The following is a 22,688-nucleotide window of genomic DNA, read 5'->3' as shown; positions in this document are numbered from 1 at the left end:
CACAAGCCGCGTGGCACGCCAATCTAGATTTGCGGTACCCGACTGTCAAGAGCGCTCTCACGGTCTCCCCAGCACAGCGTGAGGCGTGTGTAAAGTACCGACGAGCAGGCCTCTACCTGGTGATCTTGGTTTACTGGACGATCGACGCCCGAATCGCCAGCGGATGCCGAAATGTTTCGAAACTTTTTTGTGAGGAGAGCAGATGACGGCCCCAGATCGGACGCACGCGGCGGACGGGACGTTCCGGGTGTGGCAGGACCCGGCACTCCCCGTGGCCGATCGGGTCGAGGCACTCCTCGCCGAGATGACCCTTGAGGAGAAGGTCGGCCAGCTCGGCAGCCGGTGGATCGGGAACGACATGCAGCCCGAGCAGGAGGTGGAGCCCGACGGCGCGCACAATGTCGCCCCGATGCAGGACGTTTTCGCGGCCTCCGGCACGGTGCCGATCGAGGAGGCCGCACGCCACGGCCTCGGCCATTTGACGCGGGTTTTCGGCAGCACTCCGGTGACCGTGGCCGAGGGCGCGGCGGAGGTGGTGCGACTGCAGAGCGAGGTGGTGAAGCACTCCCGGCTCGGCATCCCCGCGCTGGTCCACGAGGAGTGCCTGACCGGTTTCACCACCTACGGCGCGACCGTCTACCCGGCCGCCATCGCCTGGGGTGCGACCTTCGACCCGGAGCTGGTGGAGCGGATGGCCGCCGCGATCGGCAGGGACATGCGCGCCGTGGGCGTCCACCAGGGTCTGTCGCCGGTGCTCGACGTCGTGCGTGACTACCGCTGGGGCCGGGTCGAGGAGACCATCGGCGAGGACCCGTACCTCGTCGCGACGCTCGGCGCGGCCTACGTGCGCGGCCTGGAGAACGCCGGGGTCATCGCCACGCTCAAGCACTTCGCCGGATACTCCGCCTCGCGTGCGGCCCGCAACCACGGCCCGGTCCCGATGGGGCGGCGCGAGCTGATGGACATGATCCTGCCGACGTTCGAGACCGCCGTCGCCGAGGGCGGCGCGCGGTCGGTCATGAACTCCTACTCCGACGTGGACGGCGTGCCCGCCGCCGCCGACCCGTGGCTGCTGACCGACCTGCTGCGCGGCGAGTGGGGGTTCACCGGCACGGTGGTCTCGGACTACTGGGCGGTGCCGTTCCTCGCGACCATGCACCAGGTCGCGGCGGACGCCGAGGAGGCCGGGGTGCAGGCGCTGACCGCCGGCATCGACGTCGAACTCCCCGACACGCTCGGCTTCGGCCAGCACCTGGTCGAGCGGGTGCGGCGGGGCGAGATCCCCGAGGACCTGGTGGACCGGGCCGTGCGCCGCCTGCTCGCGCAGAAGGTGCAGCTCGGCCTGCTGGACCCGGACTGGACGCCGGAGAAGTCGGTGGCCGGCGCGGACGGCGTGCACCTCGACTCGCCCGCCAACCGGGCCCTGGCCAGGGAGCTGGCCGAGCGGTCGATCGTGCTGCTCGACGCCGGGACCGTGCTGCCGCTGCTCGGCGAGGGGCGTCCGGAGCCCCGCCGGGTGGCCGTGGTCGGGCCCTGCGCCGACGACCCGCGCTCGTTCATGGGCTGCTACGCCTTCCCCAACCACGTGCTGCCCCGTTACCCGAAGCTCGGGCTCGGGGTGGAGGCGCCCAGCCTGCTCGACGCGCTGCGGGCCGAGCTGCCGGATGCCGAGATCGCCTACGAGCGGGGCTGCGACTGGCGGGACGACGACCGCTCCGGTTTCGCCGCCGCGCTCGCGGCCGCCCGCGAGTCGGACCTGTGCGTGGCCGTCGTCGGCGACCTGGCCGGGCTGTTCGGACAGGGCACCTCGGGCGAGGGCTGCGACGCCGACGACCTGCGCCTGCCCGGGGTCCAGGAGGATCTGCTGATCGAGCTGGCCGCCACCGGCACGCCGGTCGTGGTGGTGGTCGTGTCGGGGCGGCCGTACGCGCTGGGGCGGGTGAACGACCGGGCCGCCGCGCTCGTCCAGGCGTTCATGCCGGGCGAGGAGGGCGGTGCGGCCGTCGCCGGCGTCCTGTCCGGCCGGGTGCAGCCCAGCGGGAAACTGCCGGTGCAGATCCCGCGGACCACGGGCGGGCAGCCGGGCACCTACCTGCAGCCGCCGCTCGGCGCCGACAGCCACGGCATCAGCAACCTCGACCCGACCCCGCTGTTCGCGTTCGGCTACGGCGCGTCCTACACCACCTTCGAGGTCGACGACCTGGAGATCAGCGACGCGGAGGTGCCCACCGACGGGGAGTTCACCGTGTCGGTGCGGGTGCGCAACACCGGCGGCCGGGCGGGCGAGGAGGTCGTCCAGCTCTACCTGCACGACGTGCTCGCCCAGGTGACCCGGCCGGTGCGGCAGCTCACCGGGTTCGCCCGGGTGCGGCTGGAGCCGGGCGAAAGCGCGCGGGCGTCGTTCGCCGTGCACGCGGACCGGACCGCCTTCACCGGTCGCGACCTGCGGCGGATCGTCGAGCCCGGAGACATCGACGTGCTCGTCGGCACCTCGGCGTCGGACCTGCCGTGCCAGGGCCGCGTACGGCTGACCGGCCCGCTGCGCCACGTCGGTCACGACCGGCGGCTGGTCACCCCCGTGGAGGTGCGACGGGCGGCGGGCCCCGAGCAGGGAGGAACAGATGCCGCCCAGTCGTAGGCGGGCCACCCTGGCCACGGTCGCGGCCTCGGCGGGGGTGTCGGTCGCGACCGTGTCGAAGGTGCTCAACGGCCGCAGCGACGTCGCCCCGGAGACGCGTTCACTGGTGCTGTCGCTGCTGGAGGAGCACGACTACGTCGCGCCGCCGCAGCGCCGGAGCGAGGCGGCGCCCGACACGATCGAGGTGGAGTTCGACGCGGACCTCAACGCCTACTCGACCGAGATCGTCCAGGGCGCGGTGCAGGCCGGGGCCGACCTCGACGTGGCGGTCGTGGTCAGCATCCGGCGCAACGCCGACCGCACCGGAGGATGGGCCCGCGACCTGGTCACGGCCGGGCGGCGGGCGCTGGTCGCCGTCACCGGCGAGCTGTCCTCCGGGCAGCTCGCCGCCCTGGCCCGGGCGCGGCTGCCCCTGGTCGTGATCGACCCGTTGAACCTGCCGAGAGCCAGGGTGACCAGCGTCGGCTCGACGAACTTCGCCGGTGGCCTGGCCGCGACCGAGCACCTGCTCGCGCTCGGGCACCGGCGCGTCGCCTATCTCGGCGGCCCGGCCACCGCCGCCTGCAACCAGGCGCGCCTGCACGGCTACCGCGCCGCCATGGAGGCCGCGCAGGTGCCCGTCCCGCCCGCGTACGTACGAACGGGCACCTTTCACTACCAGGACGGCATGGCGGGCGGGGCGGCCCTGCTCGACCTTCCCGAGCAGCCCACGGCGATCTTCGCGGGTTGTGACGACATCGCGCTCGGCGTGCTCGAGGCCGCCAGGGCGCGGGGGCTGCGCGTGCCCGAAGACCTCAGCATCGTGGGCTTCGACGACACCCAGATCGCCCGGATGGCCTCGCCGCCCCTGACCACGGTGCGCCAGCCGCTGCGGGAGATGGGCGCCGTCGCGGTGCGTACGGCGCTGCGTCTCGCGGCGGGGGAGCGGGTCGAGTCCCACCACGTCGAACTCGCCACGGAACTCGTGGTGCGCGGATCGTCCGCCCCCGTCCCGGACACCGGCCGGTAGACGCGCCGACGGCTCCCGCGGCGCCGTGTTCCGTCGGGACAGACCCGCGCATAAGCTTGTTGCGCGCCCACTACCTGCGGAAACGGGGGGTCTGCCGGCCCGGGGGAGGCGAAAATGGCCGAACGATCGCTACCGCTCGCCGCTTACCGGCGGCTGCACACACACGACGTCGACGAGGCCCGGACGACGGTCGGGAACGCCCTCGGCGCTCACGGGCTGCGCCCGGTGAATCCGAAGATCACGCTCGACGCCCGCATGAACGGGATCACGTTCGACGGGACCGGGCTGTACTCGCTCGGCTACGGCACGGAAGTGCTCATCACGCCGCAGCCGTTGGATCGCTACCTGCTCGTCGAGATCCCGCTCGCCGGAGCGGCGGAGGTGTCCCACGGTCGTGAACGGATCGTGTCGACGCCCGAGCTCGCCTCCGTACTGTCGCTGACGCGGCCCATGACCATGCGATGGGCTCCCGGGCACGTGCAACTGGTCACCCGCTTCGACCGCGCCGCGCTCGAAGCACACCTCGGCAAGCTCATCGGACGCACGCCGCGCAGGCCGCTCACCTTCTCCCTGGGCATGGACCTGACCCGGCCGGCCGCCCGATCCTGGCTGGCGGTCGTCGATCTGCTCAGACGGGAGGCGGAGACCGGCGGCGCCATGCTGGAGCAGCCCGTCGCGCTCAGGCAGCTGGAGGGGCTGCTCATGACGCAGTTGCTGCTGGCCCAGCCCAGCAACTACAGCGAGGCCCTGTCGGAGGGGCAGCCCCGCGCCGCGCCGACGGTGGTGGAGCGGGCCGTGGACCTGATCGAGGCGCGCGCGGCGGAACCGCTCACCGTGGAAGAGATCGCCGGGGCCGTGGGCGTCGGCGTGCGGGCGCTTCAGGAGGGGTTCCGGCGTCGTCTGGAGACGACGCCCATGAAGTATCTGCGGGAGGTCCGCCTCGATCGCGTGCGGGCCGAACTGGCGGCCGCCAACCCGTGCACCACCACGGTCACCGACGCGGCCTATCGGTGGGGATTCGTCCACCTGGGGCGGTTCGCCAACGCGTATCGCCGCCGCTTCGGCGAGTCCCCATCGGAGACGCTGCGCCGCTGAGCGCCCGCGTACGCTCAGCGGGCGGGCAGGTCCGCCCACCACGTGGTGGTGCCGGAGGAGCGGCTCACGCTGCCGTGCCGGATGGCGAGGGCGTCGACGACGACGGCGCCGCGCCCGCTCTCGTCCGGACACGGTGTGGTTCCCGGCCACACCGGTGCCGCTCCGCCGTCGGTGACCTCGACCCGGATGGCCCGGCGATCGCCGTCGGCGTGGATGAAGAGGCGAAGCTCGGCCGGCGGCATGGCGTGGAGGACGGCGTTGGTGACCATCTCCGAGATCACCAGCAGGGCGTCCTCCGCGGCGGCCCCGGGAGTTCCCCAAGCCGCCAGCACCCGGAGCGCACGCCGCCGCACGCCGCTGACCTCCTGAGGAGAGTGCGGCACCGGACACGTGTATACGGAAGAGACCGCCTCGGTCGCGGAGACGTCGGCGCGGTCCACGGTCTGCGAGTTCATCGTGTCATGCTCCTTGATCACCAGCGGGCGGAGACCGCCCCGACGCTCCGCATAGGGCGCGTCATACGGTCGGAAAGAGCGTCACTTATCGCAGTTTAGGCAGGTCATGCGAAGGCCTGCTATCCCCAAGGCGCGGGCGGGTATCCGCATAGCGAACCATTACCCGGCCGCCGTGTCCCCGGGCGGCAGGTCGGCCCGCAGGCGGGCGCCCAGTCCCGCTGCGCCGGCGACGACAAGCGTGCCGTCGTGGGCGCGGGCGATGTCCCTCGCGATGGCCAGGCCGAGTCCGGACCCGCCCGCGTCGCGTGCCCGCGCCTCGTCGAGCCGGGTGAACCTGTCGAACACCGACTCGTGGTGCTCGACCGGGATGCCCGGCCCGTCGTCGCACACCTCAACCGTCCCGGGGGGTGCCACGCGCACGGTCACCGTCGTCTCGGCGTGCCGTACGGCGTTGTCGACCAGGTTGGCGACCAGCCTGGTCAGATGTGATCGGGAGCCCCGCACGACCACGTCGGTGGCGACGTCGAGCCGGATCGTGACGCCGTCACGCCGGGGGCGCAGCGCTTCCTCCGTCGCCACCTGACCCAGGTCGACCTCCTCCATACGCAGGGGTTCGCCGGCGTCGAGCCGCGCGAGCAGGAGCAGGTCGGCGGCGAGCCCCTGGATCCGTTCCACATCGGTCAGCGCCTCGCGGACCAGCCTCGGGGCCTCACGCCGTCCCAGTTCGAGGCGGGTACGGAGGGTCGCGAGCGGGCTGCGCAGCTCGTGCGCGGCGTCGGCGACGAACCGCCGGTGCTTGGAGACCGCGCGCTCCAATCGGTCGAGCGTGGCGTTCATGGTCTGCGCCAGCCGGGTGACCTCGTCTCCCGACGCCGACACGGGCACCCGCTCATGCAGATCGCTCGCGGTGATCCGCGCGAACGTCGTCCGGATCGCCGACACGGGCGCGAGAGCCCGCCCGACCAGCAGCCACGTCAGCACGGCGACCAGCAGCACCAGCACCGGTATGCCGACCAACAGCAGGGGACGAAGGGCATGCAGGGCGTCGCGCACCGGCTCAAGGGAGGAGCGCGCCCGTACGGTGACCTTCCCGCCCGAGGTCGTCACCGTCCGCTCGACGGTGGCGTACCCCTCGCCCCAGCTCTGCTCCGGGTGCGTGCTGACACGCACGTCCGGGTCTATCGCGACATCCCCTGCCGGGCCGGTCGTGACGAGGGTCGTGGCGCCGTTCTCGTTGGTCGTGATGAGCGCCTGCACGGCCGTCTCCGCCCGCCGCGCGGCCTCCTGGCCGGCGCTCGACTCCAAGCTGCTCTTCAACGTTCCCATGAGTACGGCGACCGCGACCGCGAGCGCGGAAGCGACCGTCACGGTCGCGACCACCGTCGCCCGAACCCGTACCGACCAGCGCCTCATGACACCCCGTCCAGCCGGTAGCCGGCCCCGCGCACGGTCACCAGCGACGACCGGCCGAACGGCGCATCGATCTTACGGCGCAGTGCGCTGATGTAGACCTCGACGATGCTCGGATCGCCGTCGTAGGCGAAATCCCAGGCCTGCTGAAGAAGCTCGGTCTTGCTCACCACCTCGCCCGCCCGCCGGGCAAGCGCGTGCAGCACGGCGAACTCCTTCGGCGTGAGCGCGATCTCGTCATCCCCCCGGCGGCAGCGCAGCCCCGCCGACTCGATCACCAGGTCGCCCACGCGCAGCGTCACCGGCCGCTCGCGCCCGCCCCGCCGTACCAGGGCCCGGAGCCGGGCCAGCAGCACCACGTACGAGAAGGGCTTCGACAGGAAGTCGTCGGCCCCGGTGTCCAGCGCCTCGGCCTCGTCGTACTCGCCGTCCTTCGCGGTGAGCATCATGATCGGCGTCCAGTCGCCGATGTCGCGCAGGCGGCGGCAGACGGAATACCCGTTGAGCAGTGGCAGCATGACGTCGAGCACGATCACGTCGTACGAGTTCTCGGTGGCCATCCACAGGCCGTCGCGCCCGTTGTGGGCGACGTCGACCGCGAAGCCCTCCTCGCCCAGCCCGCTCCGCAGCAGTTCGGCGAGCCGCTCCTCATCATCCACCAGCAGTAAACGCATGCTCCACAGCCTGAACGAACCCACCTGAAGCCAACCTTAAGATCAATTCAGGTGGCTTCAGCCCTGCTTCAGGCACTTCCGGCGAGCCTTTCAGCGGCAATCACGCTGTAACCGCATGGAAGGAATTCCTCATGAAGCGCTCGCGCGTCATGCTCGCCGGCGTCCTCGCCCTGGGACTGGCCGGCACGATCACGGCGGCCGCCAACGCGAAGGGGACCGAACCGGCGACCTTCACCGTCACGACCGGGACGTGCCCCGGCCAGGACGCGAACGTCGGCACCGTACGGGTGGAGGCAGGAAAGGTCTACCTCGACGGCAAGTCGGTCGGCTCGGTGCCGAGCGACGGCAAGCTGAAGGTGCCCGTGAAGGACGGCGAGATCTCCGTCGGCACTACCGAGGCCCTGTCGCAGTCGCCCCACGCCGCGACCGGCGGCCAGGTGACCCGTGACACCGGGGACGACAAGGGCGAGACCGAGGCCTGCGCCGTCGAGAAGGGCTCCTCCAAGAAGTAAGCGGGCCAGTCAGGCCGAGCCGCGTCCGGTCGGCCATCGGACGCGGGCCGAGCCGCGTCCGGTCGGCCATCGGACGCGGGCCGAGCCGCGTCCGGTCGGCCATGGGACGCGGCTCGGCCACGGCACACCCGCGACCACCGCGGCGAGCCGTCACCGTGCCGTCACCGTGCCGGGCTGCTCGGCTACCAGACGCTCGGTCACGCGGCGCTGTGCATGGTCGCGCTGAGCCGCAACGACTGGGCCGCCGCCCGGCGCCACGCGGACCAGGCGGCGGAACACTCGACGAGCGGCCAGCTCAGTCACGCGCGGCAGGGCTGAGACGGCACTTGGGACGGACTTATGCCCGGCGAGGACACGCCGGCCGCGGGATCAGCGGGCGGACGGGGCGTTCATGCGCTGGCGGCGGAGCTGCTCGGCGAACTCCCGCGCCATCGCGAGCTGCTCGCGCAGTCTGTCGGCGCGTTCGGCCACCGCCCTCTCGAACAGGTGCAGCCGGACGAGCAGGCCGGGGTCCTCGTCGCCGCGGGTGAGCCGATCGGTGATCTCCAGCAGGTCGCGCATCTCCTCCAGCGTGAACCCGAGCGGCTTCATCCGCTTGATCAACGCCAGGCGCTGCACGTTCTCCTCGTTGTAGAGCCGGAAACCCCCCTGGGTGCGGGCGGGCACGACCAGGCCGACCTCCTCGTAGTGCCGGATGGTGCGCAGGGACAGCCCGATCCGCTCGGCGACCTCGCCGATCTGCACCAGACCTTCAGGCATCGCTCCGCTCACCTTTTCCACCCCGTGGCCGCTCGTGTGCGGGTACCGTCGCCACTCATGGCCTGCCTAACGCAAGGGTAGGGTTTCGCAGAACAGGTCCCCGAACTTCCCGGTGACGATACCTCTCGAGGGGGAGTCCGCGCGGCCGGCTCCCACCGCGACGGCGCGCCCGGCGAGGGGGGAAGGGCCAGGCGGGCCGTTGCGGTGGCGTTGACGCCTGCGATGGGCGAGCACGCGGCGAAGCGGAGTCCCACCGCAAGCGGGGCAGACTCTACTCTCACGGAAGGTTAGAGAGCAATAACGACGGTGAGCACTCCCGGTCAGTAGGTGCTGGGTCCCGGCTTCTCGACGTTCCAGGTCACCGTGCCGTCCGACTGGACGCACCGCCGGCGGACCCGGGTGACCAGTTGCGTCGGCAGCTGAAGCGCCGCCACCCAGGATCCGTTCCTGCTCCGCTCGAAACAGACGTTGTCGCCGTTGACGACGACGCGATCGGCGGTGAGGGTGCGTTGGAACCCGCTGTACATCCTGATGCGGTAGACGGACATCGTCCTCCCTCTTCACGTGTGGTGTCCGGCGCCGTCGGACCGCGCCGGAGGAGGCTCCGCGCGGGCCGGCGGCCCCGGGAGCGGCTGGGCCGCCCCGGATCCCTGGTCTCCCGGTTGATCCCGCGAGGGGCGCGGGGGACGTCGCGGGACGGCTGCGCGTCGGCCGGGCTGACCACGTGACCGGCATCACCCTACTGTGACGTCACAGTAGACGAACCCGAGGGTGGCGCCGCAGTGCCAGGCGCACCCCTCGAAACCGGCCTCGGCGGCGGGATGACCTAACGCCTCCGGTGGACCGCGTCCGGGCGGTCTTCCAGGGCGCCGGTCATCCGCTCCAGGTGGCCCAGCAGGAGCTCGGCCTGCTCCGCGTCGAGGTGACCGGTCATCCGCTGTTCGATCTCGAGCACGTCACCGCGGGCGGCGGCGAGCCGCGCCCTGCCCTGCGCCGTCAGAGTGGTGGGCAGGGCCCTGCCCTGCGGCGCGGACGCCGGCCGCTCGACCAGCCCGGCGTCCTCCAGGTTGCGGAGCAGCACGTTCATCGACTGCCGGGTGACGAAGGCGCCCCTGGCCAGTTCGGCGTTGGACAGCCCCGGCCGCTGGTCGAGCAGTTCCAGGCAGACGTACTGCGGAGTGGTCAGGTCGTGGCGGCGCAGCGTGGCGTCCATGGTCGAGCGCAGCGCCGCCTGAACCCGCTTCAGCTGGTAGCCCACCAAGCGGCCGAGGTCCGCGCCGTCGCTGTCTTGCCTCATGTCAACATTCTGACATAGGGTCCCCATGTCAACGTTCTGACATCGGAGGTAGTCGTGACCGTGACCGGAGTGGATTTCGTGGCGCTGCAGGTGCGCGACCTGGAGGCCGCGGCCGCGTTCTACGAGAAGCGCCTGGGGCTCCGGCGGGACCCCGCCGGGCCGCCGCACGCCGTGGTGTTCGCCACCGCCCCCATACCGTTCGCGGTGCGCGAGCCGCTGCCCGGCGTCGACCTGGAGGCGGCTCCGCGTCCGGGCCTGGGAGTGGCGCTGTGGTTCAGAGCGGACGATGCCCAGCGTCTCCACGACGAGCTCGCCGCGGCGGGGGTGCCGATCCTGTCCGCGCCGGTCGACGGGCCGTTCGGCCGGACGTTCTCCTTCAGCGACCCCGACGGCTACGTGATCACCGTCCACGGCTGAGAACCGGGGGCCGCGCGGGACGTGACGGGCGAACCGTCCGCCGCCGTCCCGCGCGGGCCCCGTGCGCACTCTCGACATTGCGATTACCCCGGGAATCCGATCCCATGCACGGTCGGCCGAACATGCCGGTGCCCACCTCCAGGGGGCTGGAGGTGGGCACCGGAGCGGTGGGGCCGGGGTTACTTACTTGAGGATCGGGAGGCGGCGGACCAGGGGGGTGGCGGCCCACTGCGTGCCGAGTCCGAGGGGGGTGCCTGCGCCGGTCAGGGCCAGACCCGCCAGGACGATGGCGTAGACGATGTGCTCATCCATGAAGGGGTTGGTGGCCAGCGGCAGTTCGGCCGCCCACATCATCAGCAGGAGCAGCCCGCCGGTGGTGGCGGCGAGGCGCATGCCGATGCCGAGGACGAGCGCGGTGCCGATGCCGGCCAGACCGGTCATGAACAGCCAGTCGACCCAGGGCTGTCCGGCGAGGGCGTTGAACAGGCCGCCGAAGGTGTGGTCGGCGGTGCCCTTCAGGAAGCCGGTGGTCGGGCTGCCGCCGTTGATCCAGGCCTTGGCGGCGGGAGTGGCGAAGCCCCAGCCGAAGGTCTTGTCGAGGAAGGCCCACAGGAACACCCAGCCGATGGCGATGCGGGCGGCGGCCCAGGCGTAGCGGGCCGGGCCGGTGCCGGCGGCGGGAACCGCCTCGCCGTGCGCGCGGGGGGCGGGAACGGTGACGGGGGCCGCGGCCTCGGTGAGGCGGTGGTTGCTCCGGTTACGTCCTTCGATGATGGCCATGACCGGCCCCTTTCAACGTCTTCTCTCTTGCGACATCTCAAGGAAACCGCGAGCACCGGCCCTGCCGCAGGAGCCGTACGGCACGGCGAGATCGTTCGGAAGTCCCGCGATACGTGGGACTTTCGGCCCGGTGCTGGTCGTCGTCCGCCGGTGGGCGGCAGTGCTCAGGGTGACTCGGTCTGCTCCTTCACGCGCCCGCGCCGGCGTCGACACGCAGATATGTGGCCACTTCGTCGGCGATGCCGTCGTGATCGGTGAGGACACGTACGCCGTCCACGGCGAATTCCGGGGACAGCAGGGCCGACGACTCGAGAGGTGTGATCCAGATGACCGAGGCGGTGCCGACCAGCTCCAGGTACTCCTGCATCGTGACCACGTCCCCCATGGGAACGTCCGCGGCGAAGACGACCACGGCAGGGCGTACCGCGGGAGGCGGAGAACCGCCGATCGTCGCCAGGTCCCCGCTTATCTGCGCCTTCAACTTCACCAGTAGTTCGATGAAGTCGAAGCGTGAGGCCGATCGCCTGATGTCGCGCCTCGACAACTCGCCGGGAGGGCGAGGGGCTCTTTCCGCCGGCTCATCCAGACTCGTCACCACTCGGATCCGATAGGCGGCTCCCGGAATCGCGGCGATCCTCTTGTCGATCTCCTGAATCAGTGAGCGCCCGCGACGCCAGGCGTCCGAGTCGTCCACCGTGACGCCTTCGGCGATCGCCAGATAGACGAGAGCGACCGCCCCATCCGCCTCGTACGGCGCCGGGGCGGTGGCGACCGGCAACGGATCCGCCGGAGCGGCCGGGGGTCTGCGCAGCAGGCGGCCGGCGAGTCGCCGCAGCACGGTGACCGCACTGACCGGAGCCGCCGGTCGAAGGCGGGCGGCGATGACCGGCTTTGACGGAGCACCCGCGCTCCCGGCAGGCGGCATCGGATGCGCGGACGGCGCCACAGCCGCCGATGAGAGGGCGGGGACGACGCTCTCGGACGACGGCCGGTTTCCGGGGAGCGGCTGATCCGCGGCCGGCTCGTTCGCGACGCCGGCCGCGGGTTCCAGGTCCAGCACGACATCGTCGGCCTCCACGTCCCCGTCCTCCGGCGAGGAGGTGCGGGCGCGCCGGATGGAGTCGAGATCGTCACCGGTGAGACCGGACACGTGGGTGGTGGCGAAGTGGTGAAGAAGATCCTCGGCGTACCTTTTCAGGTCGTCCACCATGCCGCGCCGGGTCCAGCGACCGGCCTCGGGGACCACGATGTCCACGCTGCCGGCCGCCGGCGGCGCCACCTCCTCGCGGCCCTCGGCGGATTCCATCCCGGTCTGCGTGTCCCCGATGTGCCTGTCGTCCTTGGCGGCGAAACCACGGCACCGCAGCGGCAGCGCCGCCATCGTCCGATCAGCGCGGCATGCGTCGAGCAGCCGTTCCACGGTCGCGGCGGAGCCGTCGACGACCAGCAGACCGAAGTAGTTCTCGCTCGCACCGCCCGCCGGTCGCGTGATCTCGTTCACGATCCGTTCCACCGCGGCCGCGGGGACGCCGTCGCCGGGAGGGCGGTGTCCGAGGTCCACGAGACGTAGCTCGATGAAATCGCCGATCACCGGTGACATCAGCAACCGGGTCGCCGCGTCCTTCGTCACTCTCTCGAGGGTGCTCGCCAGATCGGCGTAGCTCGCGACGACCAGCAGGCACCCTTGCGAATCCGACTCCTCGGGCAGGGATCTCACAAATCGTCCCCGTCCGGCAGGAAGAACGGTGAGGTCACCTGGACGGTGGGGGGCCGGACGCCGTTGACGGGAGGAATCGTGAAGCCGCCGTCGCCCGGGGAGGGGGTGGTTCCGTGCGAGGGCGGCGGCGTCCCGTCGCCGTCCGAGTGCGTCTTCGCCAGCCGGGAGCGCACCTGTTCGCTCCACTCCTGCAGTGCGATGTCGAGGATCTTCGTCATCTCCGCGGCGACGTGCGCGTTGGCGCGCTTGCCGAGATCCGCCTCCCGTCTCCGCATGTCGGCCTCGATCTCGCCCCTGACCCGCTCCTTGCCTTCCGCGACCTCGACTCTGACCCGCGACCTGCCTTCCTCGATCCGCCGGGCTTCGACGCGCCGGGTTTTCGCCTCGTCGATCTGCGCGTCCCCGCGGAACTTCACAAACGCTTCGTAGGGGGACATCGGGCCCATGTTGATCAGGATCTTCACGGTGACGGGAAGTAATTCGATCATGAAAAAAAGGAAGAACACGGCAAGGTGTGCGAGCGAGAGGGAGAGGTCCCGCTCGCCGAGCTCGAAGAGAGCCCGAACCTGCGCGGGAAGTCCGTCGTCGTTCCCGTTCAGCGTGGTACCCCGGGCCGCCGATGCCTGGAGGGAGGCCTCCATTTCCCTGTACTGCGCCTGGAGTCCGGGAAGCTCCGCCCGGGCGTCGTCCTGGGCCTTCCGAAGGGCCTCCGCCTGCTGGTCCGCGACTCCCTTCTCCGCGGTGCTCGCGGCGGCCCGCGCGGCCTTCAACTCCGTGCGGATGGACCTGACCGCGCTCACGGCCTGCCGGTACTCCCGCTCCTTGGTCGCCGCCAGCGGACCGGGTCCCGCCTTGTCGGAGGCCTTCCTGCACTTCTCGCCGGCACCGTAGAGCTCGCACTTCCAGGCTTCCAGCGCCACATTCGCCTTCTCCTCGCCGGTCTCGAGCCGGCGCTGGAGCTCGCTCACCTTGGCCTGGGCCGTCTGCAGCTGCGGGCTGGTGAACCGCCTCGACAGCTTGCCGGCCAGGATCTCCTGATCCTCCTGGATCTTCTGACGGAGTTTGTTGGCCCGGTCCTGCTCCGCGCTGTCGGCCTGCAGCAGTTTCATGCGGGCCGACGTCTCCTGCTGCGTCGTGTAGATCTGGACGTTGATGTCGCTGGCGAACACGCGCAGGACGAGGGGCGTGGAGATCACGACAGCGAGCACCATGGCCATGCCCAGCCGGGGCAACGCCATGAGAAGCATGCGCTTGCGATCCCGGATCGACCCCATGCTCAGCACGAGCAGTCGATCCAGGTTGAGGATGACGAACCCCCACAGCAGCCCGAAGACCACAGCCCAAAGCCAGTCCACCTTCAGGCCGTCGTGAAGTGCGAAGGCCATCGACACCACGGCGAGCCCTGCCGTCGTCAGCAGGACGAGCGCCATCTGGGTGAACCTGGACCGCTCCGTGGGAACGTGCCGCAGGGCCTCTTTTTCCCCGCCTCCGAGCCAGGCGAGGAATTCGCTCATCCGCTCCATCACGATTGGGCACCTTCCGAACTGTCCGCTGTGGCCTTCTCGATGAACGTACGGTGAAGCACCGCAGCCATGTCACTTGCCGCGTCCGTCACGGACGCCCTCACGACGCCGGTCGCCTCGCTCACGACCGCGCTGATCCGGGGGGCCGGCATCAGGGCCGGTTCGACCGGAAGCATGCTGTGGACGAAATCGAAAACGTGGAGCGAAGGCAATTCGACGGCGCCGAATCCCGCCGCGATCCGTGGGCGCCCCGGCAACGCGGCCGCCGGCGAAGGCGGCTGGAACGTCTCCATGGGCGGGACGTGTGCCGTGGGCAGCCGATGCAGGCTCAGATCGAACGCCGGCAACTCGTAGAGCGTCAACTCGCCGAGGTCCATCGTCACGGAGGCGCAGTCGTTGCGCGCTTCCAGCGTCACCCGGCCGGACCTGGCGGGCCGGAAGACGCAGCCGTCGGGGTGCTGGGCCGCGTCCAGCGTGATCGGCGCCTCACTTCCCGTTCTGATCTCTATCGTCGTCGCGTTGGTGACCCGCCACTCGACGCGCACGTCCATGCCCCGTACACGGTAGGGCGTCGCGACGCGGGCATGGACGATGCCGGGGGGCGAGGTCCTGCTCGCCACGACTCCCCTGAGGTAGAGGTACAGCTCCTTCGACGTGGGCCGAGTGCTCCGGTCCGCGGACAGGGCCCGGGTCAGCAGGTCCGTTCCCTCGCTGTCGAGCTCACCGGACAGACGGCTGACCGCCCGGGTGGAGGGTGCGCCCTTGCCCGGAGTCAGGCACCGCAGGATCGCCAGCCCCAGTTTGTACACGTCCGTGACGTCGTCCTGCAGCTCCTGCTGTCTGCGCTGCCCCGGTGGGGGACTGATCGGGCACTCCGGCGGATCCCAGAAGAAGGTGGACGCCTGTTCGCGGCTCGTGTCCGTCAGCGCGGCGGCGCCGTCACAGTCGAGCACCTTCAATCTCGGCGGATCCAGCGCGAAGGCCATGTTCCTGAAACTGCAGTCGCCGTAGACCCATCCGTGCTTGTGCAGCCGCCCGAAGAAGTAGGCCAGTTGTGCGAGCAGCACCAGCCGTTCGGTGAACTCGATGTCGCGGATGTCGACCTGAGCCGCGGCGCGCTGCGCGGCGGTCGAGATGAGCCACGAGAACTCCCTGGGAGCCGTCGTCATCTGCCCGGAGTCGTCGAGTTGCCGGCAGAAGAAGTCCTCCGGAAGAAGGACCATCAGCACCCCGCAGACGTCTCCGGCCGCATCTGTCACCAGGGCCTTCGGCCATGCGGCGAACCTGTCCAGATCACGCTGCTCGGAGGGGCTCAGGTCGTCGCGGAACCCGACCGTGGTGCGCGCGGACCTGGCCTGCGCGGCGTGCTCCCTGATGAACTTCTTGTACGCGAGCGGAGCCGGGTCCCCGGGCAGCGTGTATTCCTCAACCCGGTAGACCTCGGCGAACGCGCCCTTCGCCAGGAAGGTCAGACGTCCCAGATCGGCTTCGGGCACGATCATGCGGGGTCGCCCGCGCCCGTGCCCACCTCGTCGGGCCAGATGCCCACGACGGTGCGGTCGTCCACATGTGACTTGCGGGCGAAGGCCGCCTGCGCCGCGAAGGTGAACGGATCCGGCGGCCGTTCCCACCAGTGCGCCAGCGTCGTCCGCACGTCGTCACACCACTTCAACGGGTTGGCGATGCCGTCCGACATCACGAACAAGGCTCCCGCGGGCACGCGGAAGTTCTGGAAGGCGCACGCGCCGTCGGCCGTCGGCATGGGTCTGACGGCGGTCGAATGGAAGTCGTCGTCGTCTCCTTCGGCGGTTCCGGTGATCGCCGTCCAGCGTCCGTCGTCCCCCAGGTGCCAGAGCGAGGAGTCGCCGACCCAGGCCACCTCGCCGATCCACTCCTCCGCCGTGCGGTGAACGGCCACGGCCACGGCCGTCGTCGCCATGCCGAGACGGGCGGCTTCGCGGGCGTCGCCTCGCGGCGGTTCGCCGGCGAACGCACGCAGTTCCCCGTTCACGGCCGGGAAGGCGTCCGGCCACGCCGCCCCCGATGCGCCCAGCTCGGCGAGCCGGCGGCTCACCAGCACGGCGGCCTCGTCGGATCGCCCCAGAGAGCCCACGCCGTCGCAGACGACCGCGACCGCGCGTGCGGGCGTGTCCGGCGCGGGGCGGTGCCGCGCGATCGCGAAGGCGTCCTGCCGCGGCTGCTCGTTCGCCCGGTGCAGCAGTCCTCTCATCGTGACCGCCCGGACGACCATTCCGGGCAGCGAGGCGGCACTGAACTCGACGTCCGACTGCCCTATGCGGACACCGGGGGGGCCGGCCGGCAACTCCGTGCCGGCACGGCCGGGGTCGCCGATGGCGAAGGGCGAAGCGGCGACACGCGGATCGCCCACCTGGATCGATGTCATACAGGCCGACCTTCTGCGGAAGTCACTGGTGGCGGATCAGATGTAGTCGTCGTCGTACTCGGAGTCGCCCTGAACGATGCCCGAGCCCGCCGCGGGAGACTGCTGTATCAGGGTCGGCTGACCGGCCCCGGCCGAGAGGCCGGACGAGATGACGGTGTTCATGATGATGTCCAGGATTCCGGCGAGCGCCTGCTCGATACCGGTGTTCCTGGCGTGGTACCACTTCCCCCTGTCCCGTGGGTACGCGAGTTTTCTCAGAACGTCCTCGGGAGCGTCCCGGAAACCGAACGGGACGAAGATGGGGTGGGATTTCATCCCGGTCCCGGTCGTCTTGTCATAGGTCAGTGTGCTGGTGAAGGTCCGCTGCCAGTGGTTGTCCAGGGGCTGGCCGTCGGTGAGGAAGAAGGCGCAGGGGCGGTAGATCTTGTACCCCTGCCGCTTGAGGTCCTCGCGATCGTCCTCGATCACCCGTGCCAGTTCCTGGAACGCGCTGCTGTAGTTCGTGCCGCCCTCGACCGCGAGCGTGGGAACCGATGTCTCGCTCATCTGCGAGAGCGGCATGACCACTTTCGCCGTGTCCGAGAACGACATGATGCAGATCTGCGCCACGTCGTCGACGACGGGCTGCCTGACGATCGCGCGGCGCAGCCGCTCGACGCCCTCGTTGAGTGCCGCCATGTCGTCGTACATCGAACCGGAGACATCGCAGATCAGATAGAAGGGCATGACCAGTTGGCCGGCTTCCACGCCTCTGCGTTCCGATATCCGCTCGTCGTTCATTTCAGCTCCCTGATCCTGAGACTGCCCGGAGCTCCGTCGCCGTTTCCTGTCTCGGCTCCGGACATGCACGAGTTGGACGTATCGGGTCCTTTTTTGGAGGTCCTCAATTTGGTCACGAATGAGTATCTCAATCATGAGCACCGTGGGTCACGTCCGTTGTGGAGGGGTGCAGGGAGAGCGTGGCAGGTCGCAGCTCCATAAGCGTCGAAGTATTTCTTGCTATGTCCAGATATGCACTAATCGTGGAGGTACGGCACTTTTCTGCTCGTCACATGCGAGTGCTCTAGGGATGTCACCTCGGCGCCGCGGACGCGACCCCGGCGCGCAATTGACCGCATTTCTTCCTCCGAGAACTGTTTCGTATCTCGGGGGCGTCGGCGCGGCCGACCGCACCGCTTACCAGATGAAACAGCCCGCGCAGATCTTGTGACTCGGCGCGGGACGTCGGCGCAGGCGCCGGCGGTGCGGGCGAAGCCGCCGGACGCGGCGTGCGCCGACGCCATGCTCATCGCGTGCATCTGACGCTGCGCGAGGGCGACGGTGGTCCACGCCTCGCCCGAGGCGCTCAGCCGCTGCCGGCGCCGCGCGGCCGTCACCGGATCGGCGCCGATGGCCGTCGGTTCTGCGGCACCCGGCGGTCCCGCGCCCCGGCCGGAGGCGGCCGGTGAGCGGACCCCGTCGCCTTTTCCAGCGAGGAGCCGCTCCGTTCCCGGAGCGAAGGAGTCACCGTCGTAAGATGACGAAATAGGCGATATTCCTGCTGGTCAAGAGGCATGCCATGCGGGTAAGTGGTTCGCGGCCTACGCGATGGGCTGAGGGGAAGGGCGGACTGACCCGGCGCACGATCATGGTGAGCGTGCTGCTCCTGGGTCTCATCAGCGGCGCCTTCGCGTTCCTCCTGCCGGCGATTTCGGGTCTCCGTGAGGCGGTGCATCTCACGAACCACTCCAGGCATGTGCTGACGACCGCGAACCACCTCCAGAGGCTCGTCATCGACCTTGAAACCGGCCAGCGGGGGTTCGTCATCGCCGGAGACGAGAACTTCCTGCAACCATGGAGACAGGCCCGTGCCGCCATCCCCGAGCAGGCGGCCACCCTGGAACGGCTCTCGAGCGCCCAGAGCGCCGCGCAGGGAGACCGGGCACGCCGGATCAAGCAGTCCGTCGAAGCCTACATCCGTGACTATTCGGTGCCGACCGTGGAGGCCGCGCGGCGAGATCCGGCATCCGCCCGAACCGTGGTGGTGACGGAAGAAGGAAAGCGCCGTGTCGACGCGATCAGGGACCAATTCCAGCGCTTCGTGACTTTTGAGAATCAACTTCTCGCGTCGCGGCAAGAGCGTGCCACCGAAGCAGCTGGCCGTGCCACCGCGGCGGCGGCGGTCGGTGTGGCGGGATCGATCCTGCTCATCATCGTCTTCGACACCTATCTGATCCGGTCGATCGTCCGGCCGGTCCGCAAAGCGGCCGCCGCCGCGTCCCGGCTGGCCGACGGGGACCTCACGGCCCGCATGCCCGAAACCGGTGCGGGCGAGATCGGCGAGCTCGAAGTCGCGTTCAACAGCATGGGACGCTCGCTGGAGGAGAGCCGCACGCTGACAGAGAAGGCGCACAGACGCCTCAAACTGCTGTACGACGCCAGCACGGCCGTAGGCACCACCCTCGACGTGAAGCGGACGGCGGAAGAACTGGTGCAGGTGGTGGTCCCCGAGTTCGCCGACTTCGTCACGGTGGACCTGGTAGTGGCCGTTATACGATGCGATGACCACCAGCCGGACGAGGGCGAGACGCTGCGCCGGGTGGCGATCGGAGGCATCGGGGACACCGCGTCGTTCCACCCGCCCGGCGCGCTGGTCACGTGGGCCCCGTCCACGCCTCAGGCCCGCAGCTTCGACGACGGCATCGCCGTGATCGAGCCCGACTTGCGGGCTTCCACCGCGTGGCGGTCCCGGGACCCTGAAGAGGCCGCGCGGATCCTGGACCACGGCATCCATTCCCTGATCACGACTCCGCTACGTGCCCGGGGGACGCGGATGGGCGTGGTCAGCTTCTGGCGCTCGCGTCTGCCCGGGCCATTCGACCAGGAGGACCTGTCCTACGCGGTGGAGTTGGCCGCCAAGGCCGGCGTCGTCATCGACAACGCACGCCGTTACACCCACGAGCGCAATACCGCGCTCGCCCTGCAGCGCAGTCTGCTGCCCCAGCGGCTGCCGGTGCAAGCGGCGGTGGAGATCGCCTCCCGTTATCTGCCGGCGGGCGCACAGGCCGGGGTGGGCGGCGACTGGTTCGACGTGATCCCGCTGTCCGGCTGCCGGGTCGCCCTCGTCGTCGGGGACGTCGTCGGCCACGGCATCCACGCAGCCGCCACCATGGGCCGGCTGCGCACCGCCGTACGCACGCTGGCCGACGTCGACCTGCCACCCGACGAGCTCCTCACGCACCTGGACGACCTGGTCATCCACCTCACCGGCGACGAACAGCCCGGCATGGCGGAAGGCGACACGGCCGCGTCCGCCGAGCTGGGCGCCACGTGCCTGTACGCCGTCTACGACCCCGTCTCACGCTGTTGCACGACAGCCACCGCCGGTCACCCACTGCCTGTCCTGGTCACTCCCGACGGCACCACGGAACTGGTGAGCGGGCCGGTCGGCCCTCCTCTCGGCGTCGGCGGCCTGCCCTTCGAAACCACGGAGCTGTGCCTGACCGAGGGCACCATCATCGCCCTGTTCACCGACGGCCTGATCGAAGCCCGCTACCGGGACATCGACCGGGGCCTCGCGGAGCTGCGCCACGCCCTGGCACTGCCGACGGCATCACTCGAAGACACCTGCGACACCGTGACCCGCGCCCTGCTCGACGGCCGCGCGGCTGACGACGCGGCCCTTCTCCTCGCGCGCACCGAAGCCCTCTCCCCGGACCAGATCGCCACGTGGGACGTCCCCGGCGACCCGGCCCTGGTCTCGCACACCCGGAAGCTCGCCATCGAGCAGCTCCTCGTATGGGGACTGGATGAAATGGAGTTCGTCACCGGGCTCGTGGTGAGCGAGCTGGTCACCAACGCCATGCGCCACGGGACCGGCCCCATTCAGCTGCGACTGATCCGCAACCGCACACTGATCTGCGAGGTCTCGGACGGCAGCAACACCGCACCGCATCTGCGCCGGGCCCGCGTCTTCGACGAGGGAGGCCGCGGACTGCTGCTGGTCGCACAGATGACGCAGAGCTGGGGCACGAGGCAGACGACACGCGGCAAGACCATCTGGTGCGAACAGGCCCTGCCTCCCCCCGCGCCGAACTCGGACGGGGCATCCGGCGACGAAGTCTTCAGGGCGGCATGAGACGCGCGGGCGCACCCCTACGGCTGACCTGCCACCCGGGAAAGCAAAAGCGAGGGCCGAGGTGGTGGGGTTGCTCGAAGATCGCGCTGTGGGCGGCAGCCCGACTCGGCACCAACTTGGTGGGCAGGTAGCCGGCGGTGGCCCAGCCGTGTCGGGTTGCGCGTGGGGCCCGGTCAGGCAGTGACCGCAGGGAACACCACGAGTGATCCGTCCCTGCTTCGTTCGATCTCGATCGCGACGTCAGCCTGGTGGGTTCCCACGTTGAGGCCATCGCCCAGGGCGCGAAGGCGATATACGGCTTTGAGTAGGTCGTCGACCTCGCGCTGCGTGAACATGATGCTTAGGAAACCGCCATCACGCTTCAATTCGAGAGTCGACAGTCGAAGAAGGAGGGAGTTGATGCCTGATTCCAACTCGTCGACGCGACGCTCGTCGTCGTGCAACGATGCGGCAAAGCTTTTGAACGGATTGTCCGTGCCCGCCAGTTGCGCGTGTTCAACCGCCTGAAGCACGAGCACTCGGCGTTTGAGGGCGATGGCGAGTCGTGCCAGCTCCACGTGCGCCCGGAATGCTCCGCCTTCCTCGTTGACGCCGGGGAATGATTTCGTCAACACATCAAGCTCGACAGGACCGTCGGGCAGCTTGGCCAGCGCATCTTGCCACTTCATGAGCCGACGCTTGGCCCGTTCGATCGCCGTGCTGATTGCGTACGACGAGGTGTCCAGCCCTAGCGACAGGCCGATTCTGCCCTGGTCGAGGAGAATCGACGTCGCCTTGTCGATCGCGTCACGACAACCGTCCAGCTCGCTGCGTTCGTTCTCGAGGTTGTCCTCGTGTAACTGCTCCAGGAGGTCGGTGATCCGCTCGATCGCTTCCTGTCGCTGGTGATCGGCGTAGGCGCTGACGCCGACCGCGACGGCCATCAGCACGAGTGGCGCGGCCACGGTAAACGCTCCGGCGGTGGCCGCCGCCACACCGGCCGTGCCGGCCGAGCCGGTCGCGGCACCCGCAACAGCGGCCTTACCAGCAACGGGAACAAATCTCGCCTGATTCGTGATGCGGCCGGCGGAGTTGACCAGCGCGCTGTGAACACCTCCGGCAGATGCCTTCATGGGCTGGACGAGTCCCTTACCGACCTGTGCGGCTACCTTGGCCGGCACTACCATCCGGTAGAGCACGTCACCAGTAGTGGCGACGTTCAGCGTCGGAGGCGCTGACTTCGCTGTCTGAGCCACGAGGTGCGACAACTGCTGAGCGAGAGGACTGGCTGCATGGAGCGAAATTCCACCGTTCCGATCGCGCCTGGTCGACATCGGATGCGCTTCCAACGTGGCGATGGGGGAATCCGCAAGCGTTGCCAGGACTGTTCGCAGTTCTGCGAGCCGGGCCGGTGTCATGCCCTCATCGCCCAGCACGTCCGGCACGCTCAAGGCCTCTGTAGCGAGTGTCCATACTGGCAGGGATACCTCATCACCAGTGGTCACGCCTCGTCCCCTCTCCGAACTGAAACACACCATAGCCTTTCAGCCGTAGGCGTGGATGGCTCAGCAATTGACCGAGCGCCGTGAAGCTGTCCGCCCTCCCGGTATTTCTAGCTGAATGTCCTGGTCATTCTTTGATGCGGCGTGTCGAGCCGCGGCGTTGCCATCGCTCAGGCCTTCGCCTGTAGCCCCGCTGGGGCCGCCTGGTCGAGAAGGCCGGCCTCGCCGACGTGCTCAAGCTGCCGAGCTCCCACGCCGGCGGAGTCAGGCTCTACAACGCCCTCACTCTGGTCGTACGCGACGAGCGGATCAAGCATGTCTTCTACCCTGTCTTCCCGCCCGACCAGCACTCTCGGCAGGTGCTTCGCCGGCTGAACGACACTCGCCGACCCGCTCGTTC

The 22,688-nt window shown here is 69.8% G+C and carries 19 protein-coding genes; 6 read left to right on the top strand and 13 right to left on the bottom strand.

Translation table 11 applies throughout. The annotated features are described in order from the left end of the window. Positions 1 to 202: 202 nt before the first annotated feature. The 3 genes from AB0O28_RS28885 to AB0O28_RS28875 all read left to right on the top strand — a co-directional run bounded on the left by AB0O28_RS28885 (position 203) and on the right by AB0O28_RS28875 (position 4,742). Positions 203 to 2,638, top strand: a complete 2,436-nt coding sequence (locus tag AB0O28_RS28885; protein ID WP_363645538.1) for a glycoside hydrolase family 3 N-terminal domain-containing protein — start codon at positions 203 to 205, stop codon at positions 2,636 to 2,638. Further along, complete coding sequence (locus tag AB0O28_RS28880; protein ID WP_363645536.1) at positions 2,622 to 3,647, top strand: substrate-binding domain-containing protein; 1,026 nt, start codon at positions 2,622 to 2,624, stop codon at positions 3,645 to 3,647. The genes AB0O28_RS28885 and AB0O28_RS28880 overlap by 17 nt, the downstream gene beginning before the upstream one ends. Positions 3,648 to 3,761: 114 nt before the next feature. Next, complete coding sequence (locus tag AB0O28_RS28875) at positions 3,762 to 4,742, top strand: AraC family transcriptional regulator (RefSeq protein ID WP_363645534.1); 981 nt, start codon at positions 3,762 to 3,764, stop codon at positions 4,740 to 4,742. 14 nt (positions 4,743 to 4,756) lie between these two features. On the opposite strand, the gene AB0O28_RS28870 is transcribed toward AB0O28_RS28875, so the two are convergent. The 3 genes from AB0O28_RS28870 to AB0O28_RS28860 form a co-directional block, all read right to left on the bottom strand. Next, the gene (locus AB0O28_RS28870) at positions 4,757 to 5,197 is read right to left on the bottom strand and encodes an ATP-binding protein (protein ID WP_363645532.1); all 441 of its coding nucleotides are present in this window, start codon (positions 5,195 to 5,197) and stop codon (positions 4,757 to 4,759) included. A gap of 159 nt (positions 5,198 to 5,356) precedes the next feature. After that, entirely contained in the window at positions 5,357 to 6,610 is a 1,254-nt protein-coding gene (locus tag AB0O28_RS28865) for a HAMP domain-containing sensor histidine kinase (protein ID WP_363645530.1), read from the bottom strand. Beyond that, positions 6,607 to 7,281 carry a response regulator transcription factor gene (locus AB0O28_RS28860; protein WP_363645528.1) on the bottom strand — a complete coding sequence of 225 codons (675 nt, stop codon included), beginning with the start codon at positions 7,279 to 7,281 and terminating at the stop codon, positions 6,607 to 6,609. Before AB0O28_RS28860 ends, AB0O28_RS28865 begins: the two co-directional genes overlap by 4 nt. Positions 7,282 to 7,412: 131 nt before the next feature. Between AB0O28_RS28860 and AB0O28_RS28855 the strand changes: the two genes are divergently transcribed. Then, a complete protein-coding gene (locus AB0O28_RS28855; protein WP_363645526.1) occupies positions 7,413 to 7,793 on the top strand; it encodes a hypothetical protein in 381 nt (126 codons plus the stop codon). 369 nt (positions 7,794 to 8,162) lie between these two features. On the opposite strand, the gene AB0O28_RS28850 is transcribed toward AB0O28_RS28855, so the two are convergent. From AB0O28_RS28850 to AB0O28_RS28840, 3 genes are all read right to left on the bottom strand, one after another. Continuing rightward, entirely contained in the window at positions 8,163 to 8,552 is a 390-nt protein-coding gene (locus AB0O28_RS28850) for a MerR family transcriptional regulator (protein ID WP_363645524.1), read from the bottom strand. A 320-nt stretch (positions 8,553 to 8,872) separates the two neighbouring features. After that, positions 8,873 to 9,100, bottom strand: coding sequence for a hypothetical protein (locus tag AB0O28_RS28845; RefSeq protein WP_363645522.1), 228 nt, complete (start codon positions 9,098 to 9,100; stop codon positions 8,873 to 8,875). A 278-nt stretch (positions 9,101 to 9,378) separates the two neighbouring features. Further along, positions 9,379 to 9,849 carry a MarR family transcriptional regulator gene (locus AB0O28_RS28840; RefSeq protein WP_363645520.1) on the bottom strand — a complete coding sequence of 157 codons (471 nt, stop codon included), beginning with the start codon at positions 9,847 to 9,849 and terminating at the stop codon, positions 9,379 to 9,381. A 54-nt stretch (positions 9,850 to 9,903) separates the two neighbouring features. On the opposite strand from AB0O28_RS28840, the gene AB0O28_RS28835 reads away from it, so the two are divergent. Further along, complete coding sequence (locus AB0O28_RS28835) at positions 9,904 to 10,266, top strand: VOC family protein (RefSeq protein ID WP_363645518.1); 363 nt, start codon at positions 9,904 to 9,906, stop codon at positions 10,264 to 10,266. Positions 10,267 to 10,449: 183 nt separating this feature from the next. Here AB0O28_RS28835 and AB0O28_RS28830 read toward each other — a convergent pair whose 3' ends face one another. From AB0O28_RS28830 to AB0O28_RS28805, 6 genes are all read right to left on the bottom strand, one after another. Beyond that, on the bottom strand, positions 10,450 to 11,046 hold the full coding sequence (locus AB0O28_RS28830) for a hypothetical protein (protein WP_363645516.1): 597 nt from the start codon (positions 11,044 to 11,046) through the stop codon (positions 10,450 to 10,452). A 187-nt stretch (positions 11,047 to 11,233) separates the two neighbouring features. After that, positions 11,234 to 12,763: a hypothetical protein gene (locus AB0O28_RS28825; protein ID WP_363645514.1), complete on the bottom strand. Its 1,530-nt coding sequence runs from the start codon at positions 12,761 to 12,763 to the stop codon at positions 11,234 to 11,236. Further along, the gene (locus tag AB0O28_RS28820) at positions 12,760 to 14,277 is read right to left on the bottom strand and encodes a DUF4407 domain-containing protein (RefSeq protein ID WP_363645512.1); all 1,518 of its coding nucleotides are present in this window, start codon (positions 14,275 to 14,277) and stop codon (positions 12,760 to 12,762) included. The genes AB0O28_RS28825 and AB0O28_RS28820 overlap by 4 nt, the downstream gene beginning before the upstream one ends. 8 nt (positions 14,278 to 14,285) lie before the next feature. Further along, positions 14,286 to 15,788, bottom strand: coding sequence for a hypothetical protein (locus AB0O28_RS28815; RefSeq protein ID WP_363645510.1), 1,503 nt, complete (start codon positions 15,786 to 15,788; stop codon positions 14,286 to 14,288). Next, complete coding sequence (locus AB0O28_RS28810; RefSeq protein ID WP_363645508.1) at positions 15,785 to 16,690, bottom strand: protein phosphatase 2C domain-containing protein; 906 nt, start codon at positions 16,688 to 16,690, stop codon at positions 15,785 to 15,787. The genes AB0O28_RS28815 and AB0O28_RS28810 overlap by 4 nt, the downstream gene beginning before the upstream one ends. A gap of 36 nt (positions 16,691 to 16,726) precedes the next feature. Continuing rightward, complete coding sequence (locus AB0O28_RS28805) at positions 16,727 to 17,470, bottom strand: VWA domain-containing protein (protein ID WP_363645506.1); 744 nt, start codon at positions 17,468 to 17,470, stop codon at positions 16,727 to 16,729. 856 nt (positions 17,471 to 18,326) lie between these two features. Here AB0O28_RS28805 and AB0O28_RS28800 point away from each other — a divergent pair. Beyond that, positions 18,327 to 20,807 (top strand): SpoIIE family protein phosphatase, encoded by a 2,481-nt coding sequence (locus AB0O28_RS28800; RefSeq protein ID WP_363645504.1) that lies wholly within the window; start codon positions 18,327 to 18,329, stop codon positions 20,805 to 20,807. Between the two features lie 173 nt (positions 20,808 to 20,980). Here the strand turns inward: AB0O28_RS28800 and AB0O28_RS28795 are convergent, their stop codons facing one another. Beyond that, positions 20,981 to 22,231, bottom strand: a complete 1,251-nt coding sequence (locus tag AB0O28_RS28795; protein ID WP_363645502.1) for a hypothetical protein — start codon at positions 22,229 to 22,231, stop codon at positions 20,981 to 20,983. Positions 22,232 to 22,688: the final 457 nt, after the last annotated feature.

Origin of the sequence: Microbispora sp. NPDC088329 (assembly GCF_040685655.1) — a bacterium.
In the GTDB taxonomy this organism is placed as follows: domain Bacteria; phylum Actinomycetota; class Actinomycetes; order Streptosporangiales; family Streptosporangiaceae; genus Microbispora.
Note: the sequence above shows the minus strand (reverse complement) of the source record. Positions and strands in the feature narration are given on the sequence as shown.

Coding starts and splice junctions, on each gene's coding strand:
- AB0O28_RS28855 (WP_363645526.1), top strand. CDS start 7,413: ATGAAGCGCTCGCGCGTCATGCTCGCCGGCGTCCTCGCCCTGGGACTG.
- AB0O28_RS28840 (WP_363645520.1), bottom strand. CDS start 9,849: ATGAGGCAAGACAGCGACGGCGCGGACCTCGGCCGCTTGGTGGGCTAC.
- AB0O28_RS28860 (WP_363645528.1), bottom strand. CDS start 7,281: ATGCGTTTACTGCTGGTGGATGATGAGGAGCGGCTCGCCGAACTGCTG.
- AB0O28_RS28870 (WP_363645532.1), bottom strand. CDS start 5,197: ATGAACTCGCAGACCGTGGACCGCGCCGACGTCTCCGCGACCGAGGCG.
- AB0O28_RS28805 (WP_363645506.1), bottom strand. CDS start 17,470: ATGAACGACGAGCGGATATCGGAACGCAGAGGCGTGGAAGCCGGCCAA.
- AB0O28_RS28885 (WP_363645538.1), top strand. CDS start 203: ATGACGGCCCCAGATCGGACGCACGCGGCGGACGGGACGTTCCGGGTG.
- AB0O28_RS28820 (WP_363645512.1), bottom strand. CDS start 14,277: ATGAGCGAATTCCTCGCCTGGCTCGGAGGCGGGGAAAAAGAGGCCCTG.
- AB0O28_RS28880 (WP_363645536.1), top strand. CDS start 2,622: ATGCCGCCCAGTCGTAGGCGGGCCACCCTGGCCACGGTCGCGGCCTCG.
- AB0O28_RS28845 (WP_363645522.1), bottom strand. CDS start 9,100: ATGTCCGTCTACCGCATCAGGATGTACAGCGGGTTCCAACGCACCCTC.
- AB0O28_RS28865 (WP_363645530.1), bottom strand. CDS start 6,610: ATGAGGCGCTGGTCGGTACGGGTTCGGGCGACGGTGGTCGCGACCGTG.
- AB0O28_RS28830 (WP_363645516.1), bottom strand. CDS start 11,046: ATGGCCATCATCGAAGGACGTAACCGGAGCAACCACCGCCTCACCGAG.
- AB0O28_RS28815 (WP_363645510.1), bottom strand. CDS start 15,788: ATGATCGTGCCCGAAGCCGATCTGGGACGTCTGACCTTCCTGGCGAAG.
- AB0O28_RS28875 (WP_363645534.1), top strand. CDS start 3,762: ATGGCCGAACGATCGCTACCGCTCGCCGCTTACCGGCGGCTGCACACA.
- AB0O28_RS28810 (WP_363645508.1), bottom strand. CDS start 16,690: ATGACATCGATCCAGGTGGGCGATCCGCGTGTCGCCGCTTCGCCCTTC.
- AB0O28_RS28850 (WP_363645524.1), bottom strand. CDS start 8,552: ATGCCTGAAGGTCTGGTGCAGATCGGCGAGGTCGCCGAGCGGATCGGG.